The sequence below is a fragment of the Streptomyces sp. SID12488 genome (genome assembly GCF_010548275.1).
In the GTDB taxonomy this organism is placed as follows: domain Bacteria; phylum Actinomycetota; class Actinomycetes; order Streptomycetales; family Streptomycetaceae; genus Streptomyces.
Genome location: NZ_JAAGLT010000026.1, coordinates 1 through 18,955, shown reverse-complemented (window position 1 = coordinate 18,955; position 18,955 = coordinate 1). Strand labels below are relative to the sequence as shown.

The following is an 18,955-nucleotide window of genomic DNA, read 5'->3' as shown; positions in this document are numbered from 1 at the left end:
CCATTGACTCACCAGACCGGTACAGGTGACGATCCCGCCCGGAGAGCGTCGTGAATGCCTCTTCCACCCCCCCTCGCGGGGTCCGGAACGGCCCTGAGGCCGACGTCACAGTTCAGCCGAGGTCAAGGTCACAGCCTGGCGCTCTCCTGCGGCCGGACCTCTCTGCCCTAGCATCCGGGCATGACAGTCCTGCCCAACGACGGGCTCTCGCTGGCCGCCGAGTTCCCCTCCACGACCCATGAGCAGTGGCAGCGCCTGGTGGAAGGCGTCCTGCGCAAAGCGGGCAAGGAGGTCTCCACCGCGACAGCCGAGGACGCTCTGTCCACCGCTCTCGAGGACGGACTCACCACCCACCCCCTCTACACGGCGCACGACGAGGCTCCCGAGCCCGGCTTTCCCGGCTTCGCCCCCTTCGTGCGCGGCGGACGCCCCGAGGGGAACACCGTCGGAGGCTGGGACGTACGGCAGCGGCACGCGACCCTCGTCGGCGACGCGGTGCTCGGGGACCTCGAGAACGGCGTCACCTCGCTCTGGCTGACCGTCGGTCCGGACGCGATCCCGGTGTCGTCACTCGCCCGGGCCCTCGACGGCGTCTATCTCGACCTGGCCCCCGTCGTCCTGGACGCCGGACAGGAAGTGGAGCCCGCGGCACGGGAGTTGCTCCGGCTGTACGAGGAGCGAGGTGTCGCCAGGGAGGCGGCGCGCGGCAACCTCGGCGCCGATCCGCTGGGCCACGAGGCCCGCACCGGTGAGGAGTCGGCCTTCGCGCCGGTCCTCGAGCTGGCACGGCTGTGCGCCGAGCAGTACCCGGGGCTGCGCGCGCTGACCGTGGACGCGCTGCCGTACCACGAGGCCGGCGGCTCGGCCGCGCAGGAGCTGGGCGCGTCCCTGGCGACCGGGGTCGCATACTTGCGGAAGCTGACCGAGGCCGGGCTGTCCGTCGAACAGGCCTGCGCACAGCTGGAGTTCCGGTACGCGGCCACCGCCGACCAGTTCCTGACGATCGCCAAGCTGCGCGCGGCCCGGCGGCTGTGGGCCCGGGTCGCCGAGGTGTCCGGGGCACCGGCGGCCGGGGCACAGGTGCAGCACGCCGTGACCTCGCCGGTGATGATGTCGCGCCGCGACCCGTGGGTGAACATGCTGCGCACGACGGTCGCCACGCTGGCCGCCGGGGTCGGCGGCGCCGACTCGGTCACCGTGCTCCCCTTCGACCACGCGCTGGGCCTGCCGGACGCGTTCGCGCGCCGTATCGCCCGCAACACCTCGACGATCCTGGTCGAGGAGTCGCATCTGGCGCGGGTGATCGACCCGGCGGGCGGCTCCTGGTACGTGGAGCGGCTCACCGACGAACTCGCCCACGCGGGCTGGGAGTTCTTTCAGTGGATCGAGGGCCTCGGCGGTCCCGCCCCCGCCCTCCGCTCGGGCCGGCTCGGTGAGGCGCTGGCCACGACCTGGGCGGCCCGCTCCGCCAAGCTGGCCAAGCGGCGCGAACCCATCACCGGGGTCAGCGAGTTCCCGAACCTCGCCGAGCGCCTGCCTGACCGCGAGCCGGCGCCGGTACCGCCGTCCGGAGGACTCCCCCGGGTACGGCGCGACGAGGCGTACGAGGCTCTGCGCGCCCGCTCCGACGCCCACCTCGCCGCCACCGGATCCCGGCCGCGCGTCTTCCTGGCGACCATCGGCCCGGCCGCCGCCCACAGCGCGCGGACGACCTTCGTCTCGAACCTCTTCCAGGCCGGCGGCATCGAGACCGTCACGGACGGCACCTTCGCGGACAGCGGCGCCACCGAGGTCTGCCTCTGCTCCAGTGACACGCTGTACGAGGAGCAGGCCGCGACCGTGGCGGCGGAGCTGAAGGCCTCCGGCGCCTCGCATGTGTTCCTCGCCGGCCGTCCCGGGCAGTACACGGACGTCGACGCGTACGTCTTCGCGGGCTGCGACGCCGTCGCCGTGCTCTCCGCCACCCTCGACCGCATGGGAGCGTCCTGATGGGAATCCCCGACTTCTCCGGAATCGAACTGGGGACCCCGACCGCCGACGCCGACGCCGACGACTGGCGTACGGCCGTCAAGGCGACCACAGGCTCCGACGGGGCCTTCTGGGAGACCCCGGAGGGCATCGCGGTCAAGCCGCTCTACACCGGCCGTGACCTGGAAGGCCTGGACTTCCTCTCGACGTACCCGGGTGCCGCTCCCTATCTGCGCGGCCCGTACCCGACGATGTACGTCAACCAGCCCTGGACGATCCGCCAGTACGCGGGTTTCTCCACCGCCGAGGAGTCCAACGCCTTCTACCGCCGCAACCTCGCGGCCGGCCAGAAGGGCCTGTCGGTCGCCTTCGACCTGCCCACGCACCGGGGGTACGACAGCGACCACCCGCGCGTGACCGGTGACGTCGGCATGGCGGGCGTGGCGATCGACTCGATCTACGACATGCGGCAGCTCTTCGACGGCATCCCGCTCGACAAGATGACCGTGTCGATGACGATGAACGGCGCGGTGCTGCCCGTCCTCGCGCTGTACATCGTGGCGGCGGAGGAACAGGGCGTGCCGCCCGAGAAGCTGGCCGGGACCATCCAGAACGACATCCTCAAGGAGTTCATGGTCCGCAACACCTACATCTATCCGCCGAAGCCGTCGATGCGGATCATCTCCGACATCTTCGCCTTCACCTCGCAGCGGATGCCCCGCTACAACTCCATCTCGATCTCCGGCTATCACATCCAGGAGGCGGGTGCGACGGCCGATCTGGAGCTGGCGTACACGCTCGCCGACGGGGTCGAGTACATCCGGGCGGGCCGTGAAGCGGGGATGGACGTGGACGCGTTCGCGCCCCGGCTCTCCTTCTTCTGGGCGATCGGCATGAACTTCTTCATGGAGATCGCCAAGTTGCGCGCGGCGCGCCTGCTGTGGGCCAAGCTGGTGAGGCAGTTCGACCCACAGAACGCCAAGTCCCTTTCCCTGCGCACCCATTCGCAGACCTCGGGCTGGTCGCTGACGGCGCAGGACGTGTTCAACAACGTGACGCGTACGGCCGTGGAGGCGATGGCGGCGACACAGGGCCACACCCAGTCGCTGCACACCAACGCCCTGGACGAGGCGCTCGCGCTGCCCACCGACTTCTCGGCGCGCATCGCCCGCAACACGCAGCTGCTGATCCAGCAGGAGTCGGGCACAACCCGGGTCATCGACCCGTGGGGCGGCAGCGCGTACGTGGAGAAGCTGACGTACGACCTCGCGCGCCGCGCCTGGCAGCACATCGAGGAGGTCGAGGCGGCGGGCGGTATGGCGCAGGCCATCGACGCGGGCATCCCCAAGCTGCGCATCGAGGAGGCCTCGGCACGCACCCAGGCCCGCATCGACTCGGGGCGCCAGCCCGTGATCGGCGTCAACAAGTACCGCGTGGAGACCGACGAGCAGATCGACGTCCTCAAGGTCGACAACTCCTCCGTACGCACCCAGCAGATCGAGAAGCTGCGGCGGCTGCGCGCCGAGCGCGACGAGCGGGCCTGCCAGGACTCACTGGACGCGCTGACCCGGGCGGCGGGCGGTGAGGGCAACCTGCTGGAGCTGGCGGTGAACGCGGCCCGCGCGATGGCGACGGTCGGGGAGATCTCCGACGCGCTGGAGAAGGTGTACGGGCGGCACGCGGGCCAGATCCGTACGATCGCGGGCGTGTACCGCAACGAAGCAGGCGAGTCCCCTTCCGTCGACCGCACCCGGGCGCTGGTGGACGCCTTCGAGGAGGCCGAGGGGCGCCGGCCGCGCATCCTGGTGGCCAAGATGGGCCAGGACGGCCACGACCGAGGCCAGAAGGTCATCGCCACCGCCTTCGCGGACCTCGGTTTCGATGTCGACGTCGGCCCGCTGTTCCAGACCCCGGGCGAGGTCGCCCGGCAGGCGGTGGAGGCGGACGTCCACATCGTCGGGGTGTCCTCGCTGGCCGCCGGGCACCTCACCCTCGTACCGGCGCTGCGCGAGGAGCTGGCGGCCGAGGGCCGGGAGGACATCATGATCGTCGTCGGCGGGGTGATCCCGCCGCAGGACGTGCCGACCCTGCTGGAGATGGGCGCGGCGGCCGTGTTCCCGCCCGGGACGGTGATCCCGGACGCGGCGTACGACCTCGTCGAGCGGCTCTCGGCAGATCTCGGGCACGACCTGTGATCGATCTCGACGCGTACGTCAAGGGCGTGCTCGACGGGAAGCGGGCGATCGTGGCGCGGGCCATCACCCTCGTCGAGTCGACCCAGCCCCAGCACCGGGCGCTGGCACAGGAGTTGCTGACCGCGCTGCTCCCGCACAGCGGCCGGGGCCGGCGGATCGGGGTCAGCGGGGTGCCGGGGGTCGGCAAGTCGACGTTCATCGACGCGTTCGGCACGATGCTGACCGGGCTCGGGCACCGGGTGGCGGTGCTCGCGGTGGACCCGTCGTCCAGTCGTACGGGCGGCTCGATCCTGGGCGACAAGACCCGGATGGAACGCCTGGCCGTGGACCCGGCGGCCTTCATCCGGCCCTCCCCCACCGCGGGCACGCTGGGCGGGGTCGCCAAGGCGACGCGCGAGTCGATCGTGGTGATGGAGGCGGCGGGCTACGACGTGGTGCTGGTGGAGACGGTCGGCGTCGGCCAGTCCGAGACCGCCGTCGCGAACATGGTCGACTCGTTCCTGCTGCTGACGCTGGCCCGCACCGGCGACCAGTTGCAGGGCATCAAGAAGGGCGTCCTGGAGCTCGCGGACGTGCTCGCCGTCAACAAGGCCGACGGCCCGCACGAGCGCGACGCCCAGGCCGCCGCACGGGAGTTGGCGGGCGCACTGCGGCTGATGCACGGCAGGGACGCGGCCTGGACACCGCCCGTGCTGACGTGCAGCGCACGCGAGTCGACCGGCCTGGACACCGTCTGGGACCGCCTCGAACAGCACCGCACCCTACTGGACTCGACCGGCCGCCTCGCCGCCAAACGGCGTGACCAGCAGGTCGACTGGACCTGGACGATGGTCCGCGACGAACTGCTGGGCCGTCTGCACACCGACGAGGCCGTACGTGCCGTCGCTCCCGGCCTCGAACAGCAGGTCAGGAACGGTGAGTTGACCGCAACGCTCGCCGCCGAGCGCATCCTGAAGGCATTCGGCGGCGACTGAGGACACGGGCCGGCCCGCCGGGCTCCGGGTCGCCAAGTACAGGGCGGACTCAGCCTTCCTCTCCGCGCCTGTCCCGTCCGTCCTGTCCGTCCCGTCCGCCCTGTCCGTCATCGGCTGTCCGAGCAGATCGCGCGGCAGCCGCTCGTCGTCGGGACTGAGTCCGGTGACGAAGCCGGCCAGTACGGCCTCCCGGTCGCTCTCGGCGTCCAGCACCCTGCGCATCCGGTGCGCGGCGAGGCCCGCTTCGTCGGACGCCGACGTCCGCGCGAAGGACCGGCCCGCGCGTTCCCGGGTGACCGTGTTCCTGGCCGGCAGCTGGGTGCGGATCGTGATGACGGTCGTGCAGGCCAGGTCGCCGTCGAGCCGCTCCTGCACTCAGCCGGCCGTCGCCGGTCCCTCCGCCTCGCGCAGCGCGGGCAGGACCAGCGCCTCCAGCTCGCCCTGCCCCGCCGTCGGGGACGCCGCCGGTGCTCGTCACGCGCTGTCTCCCGTCCGCGGCCCATCCGTTTCCCGAGGCGGACAAGGTATGGACGCCGCGAGCCGGTCAGCGCCATGCGGACAGCAGCCTCAACAGGAATACCCCCAGGCGCGGGCTAGGTCGCGCAACGCCTCCGGGACGTCCTCGGCGTCCGGCAGCGGCCGGGCCCGCTGGATCTTCCCCGACTTGATGTTCGCGCTCCAGTCACCGATGAACGGCACGAAGGGGCCGTGATCGCCCTTGCTGTAGTCGAGCATCCTCGGCGTCCAGGGCACACCGAGATACGCGCAGATCTCCCGGGTGACCGCCTCGGGCCGCTCCGTCAGGTCCTCGTAACGGACCGTGAGTCCGTCCAGCCCGTTCCGGGCCGCTTCGACCGCCTCGACGTACATGCGCACCTCCCGTACGGTCGCGCCGAGGTCGCGGTCGGGACGGTTGTTGATCAAGCTGCTCACCATCGACGCGGGGTGGCGAAGCAGGAAGATGTACCGGGCCTTCGGCCAGCCTTCGGCGAGCCGCTCCCAGAAGCCCGCGTTGCCCGGGGTCTTGTCCACGATGATCTGCTTGCCGCTGCGCACGAGTTCCCGGTGCAGGATGCGGTCCCACAGCAGGTACTCCAACTCGCGCTGGTCGAGATCCAGTTGGGCCATGGCCTTGCTGGTGTACGGCTTGGTGAGGTCGACCGCCAGAGTGCGCAGGTGCATCTCGTGCGGCGCCCGCATCTGCGGGTGGCTGTTGAGCAGGACCCGCAGGAGCGTGGAGCCGGAGCGCACTGAGGAGATCACGAACACCGGGTCCGGGACGAGCCGGTGGGCCGACTGCGGCACAGGCGGCTCCGCGAACTGCCGCACGCGCCGTCCCAACCCACGAGCTACTCGACGTACTTCCGGACCGACCAGGACCATGACCATGCCTCCTTGCCCCCCGGCGTACAGAACCCCCACTCCCCCTCGGGTGCTTGACCATCGTGTTACCGATGCCTGGGTCCGCCATGGGAAAGGAATAAGAAATTCCTGAGACCCGGTCCCTGCCCGGCCGCCGCATGGTTGATGATGGGCGGGCCATGACCATGCTCCGTACGCCGACGACGCACTCCGCGCCACTGCCCGTGTTCCGGGCAGCGGTGTTCGCCGTCGTCGGCACGGTGCTCGGGGTCAGCGCGCATCATCTGGTCGCCGAGGGGCCCGCCCCGTGGCGGTCGAGCGTGGCGGCGGCGGTGCTGCTGTTCGCCGTGGGGCTGATCGGTACCCGGCGCCCGCGTTCACTTGCCGCCGTGGTGGTGACGAGCGCGGCGGCGCAGACCGGGCTGCATGTGTGGCTGTCGGCCGCCCACTCACACGCCACGGCAACGACAGCCACGGCCACAGCCACCGCCATGCCCGCGCATGCGCACGCGCATCATGCGATGCCCGCCCATGGGGCCTGGCCAGGCGGGCTGCACCACTCGGCCGCGATGACGGTCCTGCATGCTGTGGCCGCCGTACTCGTCGCCGGGCTGCTGCACCGCGCGGACGCGGCCTGCTGGTCGCTGGCGCGCGGCCTGACCGGGGCCGTCGAGGCGGTGCGGACGCGGATCGCCACCGTACGGGCGCTGCTCGACGGCCGGCAGGCGCCGACCAGACGCGCATCGCGAGTACGACGCCCGCGACGGACGGACGCGCTGCCTCTTCGGGGCGCGCTTCTCGCGGACGTGCTGGTACGGCGGGGCCCTCCGTCGGCGTGGCTCACTCCCGCCAACTGACCCCGCAGGAACGGCCCGACGCAGATCGGCCGTTCTGTGCCATCGCACGCCCGGAAAGACCCGGAGACACCCATGTTCACTGCCCCCACCCAGCACGGCACCGCGCGACGCCTGACCCTCGCGGCCACCGCTGCCGCCGTCCTTCTCCTCCTCACCGCCGGGCCGGCCGCCGCCCACGTGGAGGTCGAGTCCGACAAGGCCCAGGCTCTCGCCGAGAACGTCGAGATCTCCTTCGACGCGGAGGCGGAGTCCGACACCGCCGGTATCGCCGCGGTCCGGGTCATCCTGCCCAAGGGCATCGCGCCCGGCGACGTGACCTACGGCGAGGGCCCCACGGGCTGGAAGTTCACGGCCGCCGACGACGGTTACACGATCAAGGGCCCGGCTCTGAAGGCCGGCGTTAACGCCGAGTACTCCGTCGTCGTACGGCAGCTCCCCGACGTGAAGGAACTCGCCTTCAAGTCGTTGCAGACCTACAGCGACGGCAAGATCGACCGCTGGATCGAACTGGACGAGAGCAGCGAGCAGCCCGCGCCGGTGCTCAAGCTGAAGGCTGCGGCGCCGGGTGCGAAGGTGGTGAGCCCGTCGCCGAGCGAGACGGCGTCCGAGTCGCCGTCGCCGACCGCATCCGCGTCACCGACACCCACGGCCGAGGCCACGGAGACGTCGGCATCCCCGGCCGCCGAGGCGGCGAGCGACGACGGTGGGATGTCCGCGGGTGCCTGGATCGGCATCGGGGCGGCTGTGGTCGTGGTGGCGGGTGCGGCGTTCTATGTCGTACGACGCCGGAGTGGCAACCAGGAGTAACAGGCAAGGCCGCTACAGCCCAGGCCTGGTTTCCTACCCACCCACCCGTTTGCTGCATGTACCCAGCCCAGGCCCTGGGTATTTCAGCCCGTCCGGGGGCGCAGCCCTCAGTCGTGCGGAGCCCTGCCGCTCACCCTGTGGTCGGCATGGCTCAACGCCTCCATCACCAGGCGCCGCAGATGCCCGTCGCGCAGGCTGTAGTGGACGTACCGCCCTTCGCGGCGCGTGTCCACCAGCCCCGCGAGCCGCAGCTTCGCCAGATGCTGGCTGACCGCCGTCCGTGACGCCTCGCACCGCTCCGTCAGCGAGCCGACGTCCGACTCGCCCTGTGCGAGCAGCCACAGCAGATGCAGCCGCGTCGCGTCGGACAGCAGCGAGAACACCTCGGTCGCCTCCGCGAGACGCGCGCTGTCCGGGGCACGCAAGTGCGCATCGGCCGCAGTTGGCAAGGTCTCGCGAGCAGGCATGACCTCAGCGTAGAGGCAGGGCGGACCCGTCGAGGGTGTCGCCGTACCGATTCCCGCATCAACATGTGCACAGGTGCGCACCTATGGCTACAGTGGAGGCAGCGGAGTCGAGCCACGCCCGCTCCCCGACCGGCCAAGGGACCGCCGCATGCTCGCCGTACTCCGCAACCGCGCCTACCGTCGCCTCTTCACCGCCCAGGTCGTCGCCCTGACCGGCACCGGCCTGGCGACGGTCGCCCTCGCCCTGCTCGCCTACGACCTCGCGGGCGCCGCCGCCGGATCGGTGCTCGGCACAGCACTCGGCGTCAAGATGCTGGCGTACGTGGTGATCGCCCCGGCCGTCGGCGCGGTCGCCCACCGGTTGCCGCGACGCGCGCTGCTGGTGGGGGCGGATCTCATCCGGGCCGGGGTCGCGCTGCTGCTGCCGTTCGTGGACCAGGTCTGGCAGGTGTACGTCCTGATCTTCCTCCTCCAGGCGGCGTCGGCCACGTTCACCCCCACCTTCCAGGCCCTCGTACCGGACGTACTGCCCGCCGAACGCGACTACACCCGGGCCCTGTCCCTGTCCCGGCTCGCGTACGACCTGGAGAGCCTGTTCAGCCCGGCCCTCGCCGCCGCGCTGCTGTCACTGATCACCTACAACTGGCTGTTCCTGGGCACGGTGGCCGGTTTCCTGGCCTCGGCCGCCCTGGTGACCTCCGCCGTCCTGCCCAAGCCCGTCATCTCCATTGCCATCGCCCCATCGACCGGCAGTGTCCGTTCGAGGGCGACCGCGGGCACCCGCCTCTTCCTCGCCGTTCCGCAGTTGCGTGCCCTGCTCGCCCTGGATCTGGCGGTGGCCGCCGCGGGCGCCATGGTCACCGTCAACACGGTCGTGTACGTCCGCGACCAGCTCGGCCGCAGCGCCGGTGACGTACCGCTGGCGCTCGGCGCGTTCGGTGCGGGCTCGATGGTCGTGGCGCTGCTCCTGCCCCGGGTGCTCGACCGGGTTCCGGACCGTGCGGTGATGCTGCGGGGAGGGCTGCTGCTCACCCCGGTCTTCCTCGTTCTCGGCGCCGTCACCGCGGCGGGCGGGGGCAGTTGGCGCTGGCCCGCGCTGCTGGCCGCCTGGGCCGCGTTCGGTGCCGCCTGCTCGATGGTGCTCACTCCGACCGGGCGGCTGATCCGCCGGACGGCGCCCGCAGAGGGGCGCACCTCGCCGTTCGCGGCCCAGTTCTCGCTCTCGCACAGTTGCTGGCTGCTCACGTACCCGCTGGCCGGATGGCTCGGCGCGACGGCAGGGCTCAGGTCCGCGGTGCTCGCCCTGGGCGCCGTCGCCCTGGCCGCCGCACTGCTCGCCGTACGCCTGTGGCCGGCGCCGGTCGAGCACGAGCACGCCGGTCTCCCCGCCGGGCACCCCCATCTGGCCGACGCGCGACGGGTCGGCGGCGGCTGGCGGCACAGCCACCACCCGCTCCTCGACGGCCTGCACGCCCACGGCTGACCGTCCGGCATCATCGTGTTCGTCCTGCTCAAGGGCGGCTACGTGCGTGTCGGCTCCATGCTGGCCTGCACCCTGTTCGGCTTCACTCTCGCCGCGACTGGCCTGGCCCCCGCCATCAACAGTGGCCTCACCTCGCTTGCCGGACTGATCTCCAGCTTCTGACTACGCCTCGGTCCACGGCGGGTCGTGCGTGTAGTTGAGTCCGTCGCAGAAGCGGCAGTCCCACTCCGAGGGCACTTCCCACTTGTCGACCCAGAAGCCGACCTGCTTGCCCACGAAGAAGTTGTCCCCGGCGCACCACCCGCACTCGAAGACGAACTCCACCCGATCCCCTTCCCCGCGCCTGGTGGATCGAGGATGCCCGGGGCGCAGGTGTGGTGACTACCCACCCGCCAGCCTCAACTCACCTGCTGCACGTCGCCTAAGGGCGCCGCCGGACACCATCCCGGCGGCGCCCTTAGGCGTACCCCGCCTGGAGCCCTCATGCCCCACACCACACCCTCCCCCGCCATAGCCCACCCCTCCACGACCACCCAGACCGCCACGGCACCCGCGCCGCCGACGGCACTGTCCCTCGAGGAACGCCTGGCGTTCATCAACACGGTGACGACCGTGCGGCTGGACGAAGCCAAGGTCGCCTACGAGGTCAACACCGCCCACATCGAGACCGCGCCCGTCGACCTGGACGACGTCCTCGCCGTCCCCCTGATACCGACCCTCCAGCCACCGCCCGCTGCGTACCCGACACCGGCCGCCGCCGTTCTGCAGCGCGCCCACCACCGCCTGCTCACCGTCGGCTGGTGCAAGGACGTCCTGGTCGACGAGGACGGCGCCGCCTGCATGCTCGGAGCCATCCGAGCAGAGGCCCGCGGCAACCGCGGCCTGGAAGCCACCGCCGCGGCCGTACTCCTGGACGCGATCCGCCGCCAGTTCGGCAACCACGTCGACTCCGTGCCGGGCTTCAACGACGTCTGGCACGGCGGCCGCGTCCCGATCCGCATGGTCGACCAGGCCGCCGCTCTCGCCGACGCCCGCGGCCTGTAGCCCGTTCCGGGTTCCCCGCCTCGCGCCCGATCCCCGCACGCCCGGGGGCCGGACGCGGGCCAGGCCACCCGGCCAACACCAACCAGCTCACCACCGATCTCCAGCGAAGGAGCAGCCGAGATCATGGCCAGCAACGACAAGCCGATCAACGGTCAGCACCGCTCGAACAGCATCCTCGACCTGCCCGAACTGCCGCCCGGCCACAACGACAAGCCGCGCCTCGCACGGCTGCGCACCGCGTGGAAGGAGTCCTGGCAAGAGGGAGGCTTCCTCTACCAGCGATGGGATGAACTGTTCCAGGCCGGGCACGCCGACTGGCACGAGATCGCCGCTTGGATCAAGACGGCCGGACTGCTCACTGGGATCAGCCTCATGGTCATGATGGTGGACACCGCCGACGACATCGCCAGCACCACTCTCAAGGGCCTGTCCGCACTTCCGGCTTCGACCGCCGGTGACGGCAGCGGCCTGTGGGGCACGGTCGACCACCCCATCCGGCTCTTCCTCGCCGACCAGGCCGCCCACCTCTCCGTCGCCCCCGCCGCCCTCTACGCCTTCTGGCAGCTGACCGGACTGCTCGCCCTCATCGGCGGCTTCCTCCGCAACTCCGGGGCGCGCATCGCGTGGGGGCTGTTCGGCTGCGTAACGCTGGCGATGGTCTGGTCCGCCTCCCCGGCCGGAGGCCGCGCCACCGCCACTGGGCTGGCCGCCCTCATGTGGGCGCTCGCCAGCATCTTCGCCCTGCGCGGCCTGACCCTGCGGCCCATCGTCCACAACCACCCGCCGCAGTTCCAGCCCCAGTTCAACCCCGCGCTCCACATCCACGCCACCCTCCCCGCCCCGGCGGACGACAACGGCTTCGGCGACGAACCCGACAACGTCCACCCGCTCCAGCGCTGACCCGGTCGCTCCGCATGGCCCTCGCCCACCCGCAGCTGCGGGGCCGGGCGAGGACCGGACAGGCCGACCGGCCACACGAACCACCCCGAGCGACAAGGAGACCCCGTTTGGGCTGCGAAAGCCCCGACCGTCATAGGCGTGCTCACCGAGCCCCCGGCACCGACCTGGCGGAAGGCCAACCGTCACAAGGTCTTCGGCATCACCGGACTGCTGATCGGCTACTGGGTACTTCCGGCCGCCCGCGGCGCCGGTATCGCCTCGCGCGCTCTCACGGCGCTCACCGTCTGGGCCCTGGACGAGATCGGCTTCCACCGCCTGCATCTGGACCACTCAACGCGTAACCATGCCTCCTGCAAGGTCGCCACCAAATCCGGCTATCTCCTGGAAGGCACCAAGCGCAGCGCCGCAGTCCACGACGACGGCCGACACGACATGCACCTGCACGCCCGCATCCGAGGCGATTGAGCCTGCCCGATCAATTACGTGCAGAGTCAGATGACGGTCTGAGGGCAGAATGGGGCCAGATCAACTCCGTACGCCTGGAGCCACTTCGCAGCCGTGCGCTGGAGCCAAAAGAAGTGCTTACAAACACTGGAGCTCCCAGCTACCCGTAACGGGCGCTTCAGGGGCGCGGTCGTCCCAGAAGGCTGCGCGGTCAGCGCCGGCCGCCGCCGATGCGGCGGTCGTCGGCCAGTGCGGTGAGGGGGCCGAACTCGCGGGCAAGCTGGTTCCACGTCAGAACCTCGCCACAGCGGGCCGGGAACTCCTTCGGGTTGAACTCGGGCATGGTCCAGGTGCCAGTGCCCCGGTCCCGCAGCCACAGGTCCCCGTCACCGTCGACCACAGTCGGCGGGACCGGTACGGGCTCGGCCTGATCGGTGGGCTCCCAGGTGACCCGGCCCGGGTGGGAAACGCGGCGCAGCTCGGTGGTGGCCAGCCGCGCGGACAAGTCACGGGTGGACTCTTCGGCGTCCTTGACCGACGCGAGTCGGAATGCGTCGTCAAGTACGGGCAGGGCTGGATTCTTGCTGCGCTTTGAACTCATACTCTGACTACCTCCGGTGGGGGGCGTCACATCCGTTATGGCACCCCGTAGAGGAACACGGTATCCGAGGCGGGAGCCAGGCCAGCTACGGCAACTGTCCAGGTGGAGGCGCTGGCATACCGGGCGGTGGGGCTAGGTGGTGAGCTGGTCCTGGACGTGGCGCAACCCGTGGTGGTAGCGCTCAGATATGGCGGTCCGGGTCTGAGAAGGTGAGGCCGCCGGGGGCGAGCGGACGTCGGGCAGTTCCATCGTGATTGATCCAGGTCAACGGTCCTGGTGTGATGAGTCGTTGGGGTGCTCGCGCAGCTCATCACGGTGATCATTGCGGGGAGATCATCGGTCATGAGCCACCTGGTGGTGCGTCAGCACCAGCAGGACCCGTACCAACGCGGTCGCGTGCCGCGGATGCATGCGCACCTTGGTCACGATCCGGAAGGTCTTCAGCCGTCGAGAAAGCCCGACCTCGCTCTCATCTCTCATGTGCTCTCTTCGCTGAGGCGGTTGGCTGCCCACGGCAGGAGCTCCTTGGCCACCGCAAGGCTGAACGGCCGTACCAGCGAACGAAGTTCGGCGCAGGCGGCAGGACCGAGCGTGATGTAAGGGAGGGCGGCAAGTCTGTCGGTGGTGTGCTCGATCTCCGCCCTGCGCCGAGTACCGTCCTCGGTCAAGGCCAGGTGAGGTCCGTCGTCGAGCCATCCACGCTCACGAAGGTTCTGCACGGCCTGTCCCCACTCCTCCGGCGTCCATGCCCGCGAGTCGCGCAGCACCCCTGCGTCGATGTCGCCTGTGGCGGCGTGCGTGACGAGAGACTCGAGCCCGCTCAGTCCGGCAGTCAGTAGTGCTGCCACGTGACCGTCGCCACGGAACTCCCGGAGCAGAGTCTGCGCGTGCCAGAGGACGAGGTGGGGTGCGCTCGGCCACGGCAGTGCGGCGTGCGCGGCGAAGAGGGGGCGGCCTTGTGGATGGCGCACGGTCACTTCAGCCGCGGTACGGGCCAATTCCGCCGCGCGGGCGATCGCCGGTGAGGAGACGTCCGCGCCGAGGATGCGGCGGAGCGTGGTATCGATCCCGGTGAGCCGTGCGGCGGTGAACCGCTGGGGCGTGGCGGCTTCCCATGCCGCGGGTATGGCTCGGCGCACCAGTTGGGGATTGAAGTTGTAGAACGTGGCGATGACCAGGTCCGCCGGAGCGGCGCCGAGCGCGGCGGAGCGGGACGCGAAGTACCCCGTCCTGGCGTCCACGCCCAACTCGGCGTACTGGCCTGCGGCTTCGGGCGAGAAGTAGACAGCCCCGTGGTAGGGCTCAAGAGTTCTCCAGGTCTGGCGTGCGAAGGCCAGGCTGTCGCGGTCCGTGTTCTGCGTCATGAGGGCCTCTCCGTGCTGTGGCGGATGAAACGTTGCTGTTCATCGAGCACACGACGGCGCGTGGGGCACACCCAGCCGTACCGTCTGGTCGGTACGTTATCGGAGAGTGACTCCGGCAACTACTGCCCTGCAACCAGTTGGCGGTACCAGTTCGCGATGACTACGCACCCAAGCGGTCGTCCTCCAGCCCCTGGAGCGGTCGTACCGCATCCGTGTCCAGACTCGTGATCGTCACCGAAAAAGGTCGTGAACCGGCTGATCAGCAGCCTGCGGCGCCGGCGGGAGGCTGGAGTCGCTGGAGTAGTAGTTCCATGACGGGGACGGGTAGTCCTGGATGCCGGGCGGCTGTCTCTGCGGTGTCGGTGTCCCGCAGCAGCCGGGTCAGCACCTGCGCTGGTAGCCGGGGGTGCTTGGCAGCCGCGCGGCGTACCTGTTCGTACGGGTCGTCGAGCAGTCGCACCGCCGATGAGGGCGTCAGCCGTGGGTCGGCTGCGGCCCGGAGCCTTACTTCTTCGCTGCTGTCCCGGCTGAATCGCTCGACGAGTTCGGCCGTCGACTCCGGGTCGTCCAAAGCCAGTTGACGCATGCGCGGGTTGGGATCATCGGCGTAGCGGAGCAGGTCGCGGCGGGGGAAGTTCGGGTGGCCATGAGGGCGATCGGGGGCACTGAGGCTGCCGGTCCACCACTGCCACACCCGCAGCAGCATGTCAGCGGGCGCGTCGTCGCAGGATTCCGCGAGGAAGAGCTGGACGACACGGTCTTCGTCATGGGCAAGGAGTGCGACGACGTCCGGCGGGAGACGGCGGGCCCGGGCGACGCTCCGGCGCACGAGGGGGTGAGCGGAGGCGGCGAGGCGCACGATGCCCTGAACCATGCCAAGCCATCGTCTAGGTCCACAATCGAATAGGCCTTCTGGCTGCCCGAGGCCCTTTCCACCCAGGGCAGGCCAAGACAGGCCGCAGACGGTGAACGTGAGCTGCCCCGACTTATGCGAGGCAGGGTCTGGATGTTGTACGTGTACAACATCCAGCCCTCTGACGGCGTGAATGGAAGGCGCGGTCGAGCTGGAGTCTGAGCTTGCCATCGGGACAGCTAAGGAGTTCCTCGAGAGCATCGTGTCGGCATCCCGGTCTTGCCGGAGCCGGCGAAGGCCGCCGCTCAAGTGGGGCCGACTCACGTGGCCAGGGTGGGGCAGCCGAACGATGCCGCGGCCAATGACGTGTTGCGCGGGTGCGGGTCGGTTGCGCCTGGGCTGAGGGCCTTGTTCCGCCTCCAGCTGACGGGGATCATGACCGCGTGCCGCGCCAAGAGGAACTCCACGAACTGCTCGTACGCGCCGGGCTCACGGTCGTCGAGGACGTGCGCCCGGGCAGCCTGTTCCCGCCGGAGGCATGCTGGCGGATCGCGCGGGGGATCGCGGCGCCGGACGGTACGGCCCGGGAAGCGCTCGATGCCGCGTGGTGGCGCCGCCTTTCCGATGCCGACGGCGAGTTCCTGGTGGCCGTCCTCGGACATCGGATCGGCGGCAACGACTCCTGGTGGACCCGGGTCCGCTACGCCGGCGGCGGTGTGCCGGAGCTGACCGGCGCCCCCGGGTTTGTGGCGCTCTCTCTCGACGGGCAGGTGCTGCTGGCGGAGGTGCCCGGCGCGGACGGGCCCCGGGTGACTGCCCTCGCCCGGCTGCCGGAGTGGCTGGAGGAGGCCGCTGCGGCAGCCGGGCGCGAGACGGAGGTCGAGCGCGCCGAGGTGTGGGCGGCGGTACCCCGCCGGCCGGCATGGCCTCTGCACTGGGCGGCGGGGATCGGGGCCAATCCGGCCGCGCCGGACGAGCTGCTGATCCGGCTGCTGGATGTGGAGGAGGGCTTCCTGCATGACTGCGACCGGCCCGCTGTCCTCGACGCCGCCGTGGCGCACCCCGATCCGGGGGTGCGCTTGAGGCCCGCGGACACCTTCCGGCCCAAGCTCACGTCCGATCAGTGGCTACGCATGGTCCGCGCCGAACCGTCGGCGAGCCAGCGCGTGTTCTGGGCGGAGCGTGCCCGTGCCTGGGGCGTCGAACTCCCCGGGGACCTGTACGACGACCTCCTCGCCGGCCCGGCCCGCGCCCAGGCCGCCGAACTCCCGGGGCTCCCCGCACACCACCTTCCCGGCCTCGCGGCCGACGCCGATCCCCGGGTGCGGGTGGCTGCCTGCGCCCGGTGGGAAGACCTCTCCGCGCCACTGCGAGCGCGACTGCTGGCCGACACCGACGACGCGGTGCGTACGGCGGCGCTGCTCGCCCACCACCACGACGTCCCCATGCCGCGGGACGTCTTCTCCGTGCTGCCCGAGCCCCGGCGCGCGCTCGCACAGTGCCGTCTTGGGCCCGAGTTGGAGGCGGAGCTGGTCCGGGACGGGGACGCGGAGGTACGCCGAGCGCTGGCCGCCAACCCTCGGCTCAGCGCGCACGGTGTCGCCGTCCTGGCGGAGGACCCGTACGACGACGTCCGCTCGGCGGTGGCACTGCGGTCCGATCTCGACGAGGAGCAGCGTGCCGCGGTGCGCTACGACGTCGACTCGGCGTCCATGTCGCGCACTCTGCCCTGGGTCGAGGGCCTGCACGGTGACGCCGACGCGATGCGCCGCCTCGCCGTGTCGTCCCATCCGCTCATCCGCCGGAGCGTGGCCCGTGCCCGGCATCTTCCACCGGACGTCGTGGAGCGTCTCGCGCGGGACGAGGACCGGACGGTCCGCCTGTTCCTCGCCGAATCGTGCGATGACGCGCCGGCCGAGATGCTGCTGGAGGTCTGGCGCTGGTGGGACGGCAGCTTCAGTTTTCCCGGCCGCCCCCGCAGCCACCCCAACTTCCCTCGTACGGGTCTGCTGCGCTACGCCGGCGACCCCGCTGGGCGGATGCGCCGCCTGGCCCTGGACGATCCGGAGTCCACGCCCGCCGACGTCGCACATCTCGCCCGCGATCCGGAAGCCAAGGTGCGCCGCCGTGCGGCCGAGGACACCCGGCTGTCACCGGCCGACGCGGTGCGGCTGCTGAACGACCCGGCGGACTACGTCCGCGCGACCGCGCTGCGCAATCCGCGGCTGCCGGCCCGCGTCCTGGCCGCGCTGCTGCACGACCGCGACACGGCATGCACGGCGGTCGCCAATCCGGCGATCCCGGTCCCCGTCCTGCACCGCATCCTGGCCGCGGCTGCGGCAGCCGTGGCAGCCCGTCGCTGAACATCGACACCCCGCACGGCGGCCACGGCGGCCTGACGCTGAACTCCGGCGCGCCGTTAGCCGGTCACCCCTACGCCAACCCTGCGAACACCCGCCGGGGCCCCGCCGTTCCTACGTACACCGCCAGCGCACTACGGGGTTGGCGGCGACGTCGCTCGGCTGGCTCCGGCACAGATCTTGGGGAGCTGTCACATCGGGTCACTGATGCAGCATCTCCACGCCCTGGACGACGTGTTCGGCCTGGATCTGCCCTGTAGGCGGTCCGGGAGGAGACGGTGGGGGACACCCGGGGTCACGCTAGGCTGCGGTTCTTCGGTGGGTGGGGGGCATGGCATGTGGCAGCGGGGGATAGGGGTGGCCGTGCTCGGTGCGGCCCTGGCGGTCCTCGCCGGCTGCGGTTCCGAGACTGCCGAGACCGATACGGAGGCGACAGGCGCGGCCGCGGCTTCCGCCTGGACGCTCGCCGCTCCGATTCGCATCGACGGTGTCCGTACTGCCGACGGCGGCAGGTCTTTGGTGGTCGATGCCGAAGTGCCCGACGGGGCACGCGACTGCGTGCGCAGCCTGCGCGGTGAGCTCGACACCGTCGAGCACGGCACGGTCTACGTCAAGGTCACGTACGAGACCCGTTCCCTGGACCAGGACTCCGGCTGCACCGGCACGCGGCGGGTCAAAGCGACGGTGAAGCTGGGCGAGCCCCTGGGCTCCCGCCGGGTCATGGTGAACAGCATGGACGTGTACACCCCCGTCGGTGCCACGCCACCCGCCCTGCGGCAGTGCGGTGAGAACGGCTGCGACCCCACGCCGCCGCGTTGCACCTCGTCCTCGTACGGGCAGGCGGTCAACGACACGGACATCCCCAAGCACACGAGCTGGGAGGAACGCGGCTGCGACGACACGTGGCTGGTGCTGGACCTGTCGACCCGGATGGGGCCGGCGTGCGGTGACGCCGGCGACGGATGCTCCTCCTCCGGTGTCTCCCAGCGCTGGTTCTACCGGGCCGAGTCCTCGGGCTGGCGGCCGGTCGCCACGAACGGCGATGCGGGGTGCGCCGGGATCCACAAAATCCTGCCGGAATTGCCCGAGCACCTCTGTGCGTCGCTGCCGCGGCTCGACCGCGGCTGATCCCCCGAGCCTGAGGCCGCTTAGGCCGTGTTTTGGAAGTCGCGGGCGGCTAGCCAGATGATGAGGCCGCTCGCGATTCGGCCGATGCCGTGCTCAGTGGTCACGTGGTGTTCGCGGCGGGTGGTGTCGCGGCGGACCATCTCGTAGC

18 protein-coding genes and 2 pseudogenes are annotated in these 18,955 nt (G+C 70.9%); 12 read left to right on the top strand and 8 right to left on the bottom strand.

From position 1 onward, the window contains the following. The first annotated feature begins 180 nt into the window (after nt 1-180). From G3I56_RS31280 to meaB, 3 genes are read left to right on the top strand one after another with little or no spacing between them, the layout of a single operon-like run. Complete coding sequence (locus tag G3I56_RS31280; protein ID WP_164414854.1) at nt 181-1,989, top strand: methylmalonyl-CoA mutase subunit beta; 1,809 nt, start codon at nt 181-183, stop codon at nt 1,987-1,989. Next, nucleotides 1,989-4,163 carry a methylmalonyl-CoA mutase gene (gene scpA, locus G3I56_RS31275; RefSeq protein ID WP_164414852.1) on the top strand — a complete coding sequence of 725 codons (2,175 nt, stop codon included), beginning with the start codon at nt 1,989-1,991 and terminating at the stop codon, nt 4,161-4,163. The genes G3I56_RS31280 and scpA overlap by 1 nt, the downstream gene beginning before the upstream one ends. Next, complete coding sequence (gene meaB / locus G3I56_RS31270) at nt 4,160-5,137, top strand: methylmalonyl Co-A mutase-associated GTPase MeaB (protein WP_164414850.1); 978 nt, start codon at nt 4,160-4,162, stop codon at nt 5,135-5,137. Before scpA ends, meaB begins: the two co-directional genes overlap by 4 nt. Before the next feature lie 117 nt (nt 5,138-5,254). Here meaB and G3I56_RS31265 read toward each other — a convergent pair. Then, a pseudogene (locus G3I56_RS31265) lies at nt 5,255-5,640 on the bottom strand (BlaI/MecI/CopY family transcriptional regulator); the annotation flags it as partial. Nucleotides 5,641-5,704: 64 nt separating this feature from the next. Then, nucleotides 5,705-6,466, bottom strand: a complete 762-nt coding sequence (locus G3I56_RS31260; protein ID WP_343240103.1) for a sulfotransferase — start codon at nt 6,464-6,466, stop codon at nt 5,705-5,707. Between the two features lie 212 nt (nt 6,467-6,678). On the opposite strand from G3I56_RS31260, the gene G3I56_RS31255 reads away from it, so the two are divergent. Together G3I56_RS31255 and G3I56_RS31250 are read left to right on the top strand one after the other, a co-directional pair. Next, the gene (locus tag G3I56_RS31255) at nt 6,679-7,356 is read left to right on the top strand and encodes a hypothetical protein (protein WP_164414846.1); all 678 of its coding nucleotides are present in this window, start codon (nt 6,679-6,681) and stop codon (nt 7,354-7,356) included. A 72-nt stretch (nt 7,357-7,428) separates the two neighbouring features. Beyond that, nucleotides 7,429-8,163 carry a DUF1775 domain-containing protein gene (locus G3I56_RS31250; protein WP_164414844.1) on the top strand — a complete coding sequence of 245 codons (735 nt, stop codon included), beginning with the start codon at nt 7,429-7,431 and terminating at the stop codon, nt 8,161-8,163. A gap of 107 nt (nt 8,164-8,270) precedes the next feature. Here G3I56_RS31250 and G3I56_RS31245 read toward each other — a convergent pair whose 3' ends face one another. Beyond that, nucleotides 8,271-8,630, bottom strand: a complete 360-nt coding sequence (locus tag G3I56_RS31245) for a metalloregulator ArsR/SmtB family transcription factor (protein ID WP_164414842.1) — start codon at nt 8,628-8,630, stop codon at nt 8,271-8,273. Between the two features lie 148 nt (nt 8,631-8,778). On the opposite strand from G3I56_RS31245, the gene G3I56_RS31240 reads away from it, so the two are divergent. Beyond that, on the top strand, nt 8,779-10,113 hold the full coding sequence (locus G3I56_RS31240) for an MFS transporter (RefSeq protein WP_164414840.1): 1,335 nt from the start codon (nt 8,779-8,781) through the stop codon (nt 10,111-10,113). Nucleotides 10,114-10,128: 15 nt separating this feature from the next. Further along, the gene (locus G3I56_RS31235; RefSeq protein WP_164414838.1) at nt 10,129-10,275 is read left to right on the top strand and encodes a hypothetical protein; all 147 of its coding nucleotides are present in this window, start codon (nt 10,129-10,131) and stop codon (nt 10,273-10,275) included. Here G3I56_RS31235 and G3I56_RS43345 read toward each other — a convergent pair whose 3' ends face one another. Then, nucleotides 10,276-10,437, bottom strand: coding sequence for a hypothetical protein (locus tag G3I56_RS43345; RefSeq protein WP_239135215.1), 162 nt, complete (start codon nt 10,435-10,437; stop codon nt 10,276-10,278). It abuts the gene before it with no gap. Nucleotides 10,438-10,596: 159 nt separating this feature from the next. On the opposite strand from G3I56_RS43345, the gene G3I56_RS31230 reads away from it, so the two are divergent. The 3 genes and pseudogenes from G3I56_RS31230 to G3I56_RS31220 form a co-directional block, all read left to right on the top strand. Then, a complete protein-coding gene (locus G3I56_RS31230) occupies nt 10,597-11,157 on the top strand; it encodes a hypothetical protein (RefSeq protein WP_164414836.1) in 561 nt (186 codons plus the stop codon). 123 nt (nt 11,158-11,280) lie between these two features. Beyond that, a complete protein-coding gene (locus G3I56_RS31225; protein WP_164414833.1) occupies nt 11,281-12,057 on the top strand; it encodes a hypothetical protein in 777 nt (258 codons plus the stop codon). A gap of 120 nt (nt 12,058-12,177) precedes the next feature. Beyond that, nucleotides 12,178-12,522, top strand: a pseudogene (locus G3I56_RS31220) (GNAT family protein); the annotation flags it as partial. 190 nt (nt 12,523-12,712) lie between these two features. On the opposite strand, the gene G3I56_RS31215 reads toward G3I56_RS31220, so the two are convergent. The 4 genes from G3I56_RS31215 to G3I56_RS31200 form a co-directional block, all read right to left on the bottom strand. Then, nucleotides 12,713-13,102, bottom strand: a complete 390-nt coding sequence (locus G3I56_RS31215) for a hypothetical protein (protein ID WP_164414831.1) — start codon at nt 13,100-13,102, stop codon at nt 12,713-12,715. 333 nt (nt 13,103-13,435) lie between these two features. Further along, complete coding sequence (locus G3I56_RS31210; protein WP_164414829.1) at nt 13,436-13,582, bottom strand: hypothetical protein; 147 nt, start codon at nt 13,580-13,582, stop codon at nt 13,436-13,438. Then, entirely contained in the window at nt 13,579-14,466 is an 888-nt protein-coding gene (locus G3I56_RS31205) for a hypothetical protein (RefSeq protein ID WP_164414827.1), read from the bottom strand. Before G3I56_RS31205 ends, G3I56_RS31210 begins: the two co-directional genes overlap by 4 nt. 259 nt (nt 14,467-14,725) lie before the next feature. Then, the gene (locus G3I56_RS31200) at nt 14,726-15,340 is read right to left on the bottom strand and encodes a hypothetical protein (RefSeq protein WP_343240102.1); all 615 of its coding nucleotides are present in this window, start codon (nt 15,338-15,340) and stop codon (nt 14,726-14,728) included. A 422-nt stretch (nt 15,341-15,762) separates the two neighbouring features. Here G3I56_RS31200 and G3I56_RS31195 point away from each other — a divergent pair, with 422 nt between their 5' ends. Both G3I56_RS31195 and G3I56_RS31190 read left to right on the top strand, forming a co-directional pair. Next, nucleotides 15,763-17,682 (top strand): hypothetical protein, encoded by a 1,920-nt coding sequence (locus G3I56_RS31195; RefSeq protein ID WP_164414826.1) that lies wholly within the window; start codon nt 15,763-15,765, stop codon nt 17,680-17,682. Between the two features lie 333 nt (nt 17,683-18,015). Further along, on the top strand, nt 18,016-18,807 hold the full coding sequence (locus tag G3I56_RS31190) for a hypothetical protein (RefSeq protein ID WP_203691078.1): 792 nt from the start codon (nt 18,016-18,018) through the stop codon (nt 18,805-18,807). The last annotated feature ends 148 nt before the right edge of the window (nt 18,808-18,955 follow it).

Excerpts from the sequence above, each read along its gene's own strand:
- G3I56_RS31280 (WP_164414854.1), top strand. The coding sequence starts at position 181 with ATGACAGTCCTGCCCAACGACGGGCTCTCGCTGGCCGCCGAGTTCCCC.
- scpA (WP_164414852.1), top strand. The coding sequence starts at position 1,989 with ATGGGAATCCCCGACTTCTCCGGAATCGAACTGGGGACCCCGACCGCC.
- G3I56_RS31255 (WP_164414846.1), top strand. The coding sequence starts at position 6,679 with ATGACCATGCTCCGTACGCCGACGACGCACTCCGCGCCACTGCCCGTG.
- G3I56_RS31250 (WP_164414844.1), top strand. The coding sequence starts at position 7,429 with ATGTTCACTGCCCCCACCCAGCACGGCACCGCGCGACGCCTGACCCTC.
- G3I56_RS31245 (WP_164414842.1), bottom strand. The coding sequence starts at position 8,630 with ATGCCTGCTCGCGAGACCTTGCCAACTGCGGCCGATGCGCACTTGCGT.
- G3I56_RS31240 (WP_164414840.1), top strand. The coding sequence starts at position 8,779 with ATGCTCGCCGTACTCCGCAACCGCGCCTACCGTCGCCTCTTCACCGCC.
- G3I56_RS31230 (WP_164414836.1), top strand. The coding sequence starts at position 10,597 with ATGCCCCACACCACACCCTCCCCCGCCATAGCCCACCCCTCCACGACC.
- G3I56_RS31225 (WP_164414833.1), top strand. The coding sequence starts at position 11,281 with ATGGCCAGCAACGACAAGCCGATCAACGGTCAGCACCGCTCGAACAGC.
- G3I56_RS31215 (WP_164414831.1), bottom strand. The coding sequence starts at position 13,102 with ATGAGTTCAAAGCGCAGCAAGAATCCAGCCCTGCCCGTACTTGACGAC.
- G3I56_RS31210 (WP_164414829.1), bottom strand. The coding sequence starts at position 13,582 with ATGAGAGATGAGAGCGAGGTCGGGCTTTCTCGACGGCTGAAGACCTTC.
- G3I56_RS31205 (WP_164414827.1), bottom strand. The coding sequence starts at position 14,466 with ATGACGCAGAACACGGACCGCGACAGCCTGGCCTTCGCACGCCAGACC.
- G3I56_RS31200 (WP_343240102.1), bottom strand. The coding sequence starts at position 15,340 with ATGGTTCAGGGCATCGTGCGCCTCGCCGCCTCCGCTCACCCCCTCGTG.
- G3I56_RS31190 (WP_203691078.1), top strand. The coding sequence starts at position 18,016 with ATGTGGCAGCGGGGGATAGGGGTGGCCGTGCTCGGTGCGGCCCTGGCG.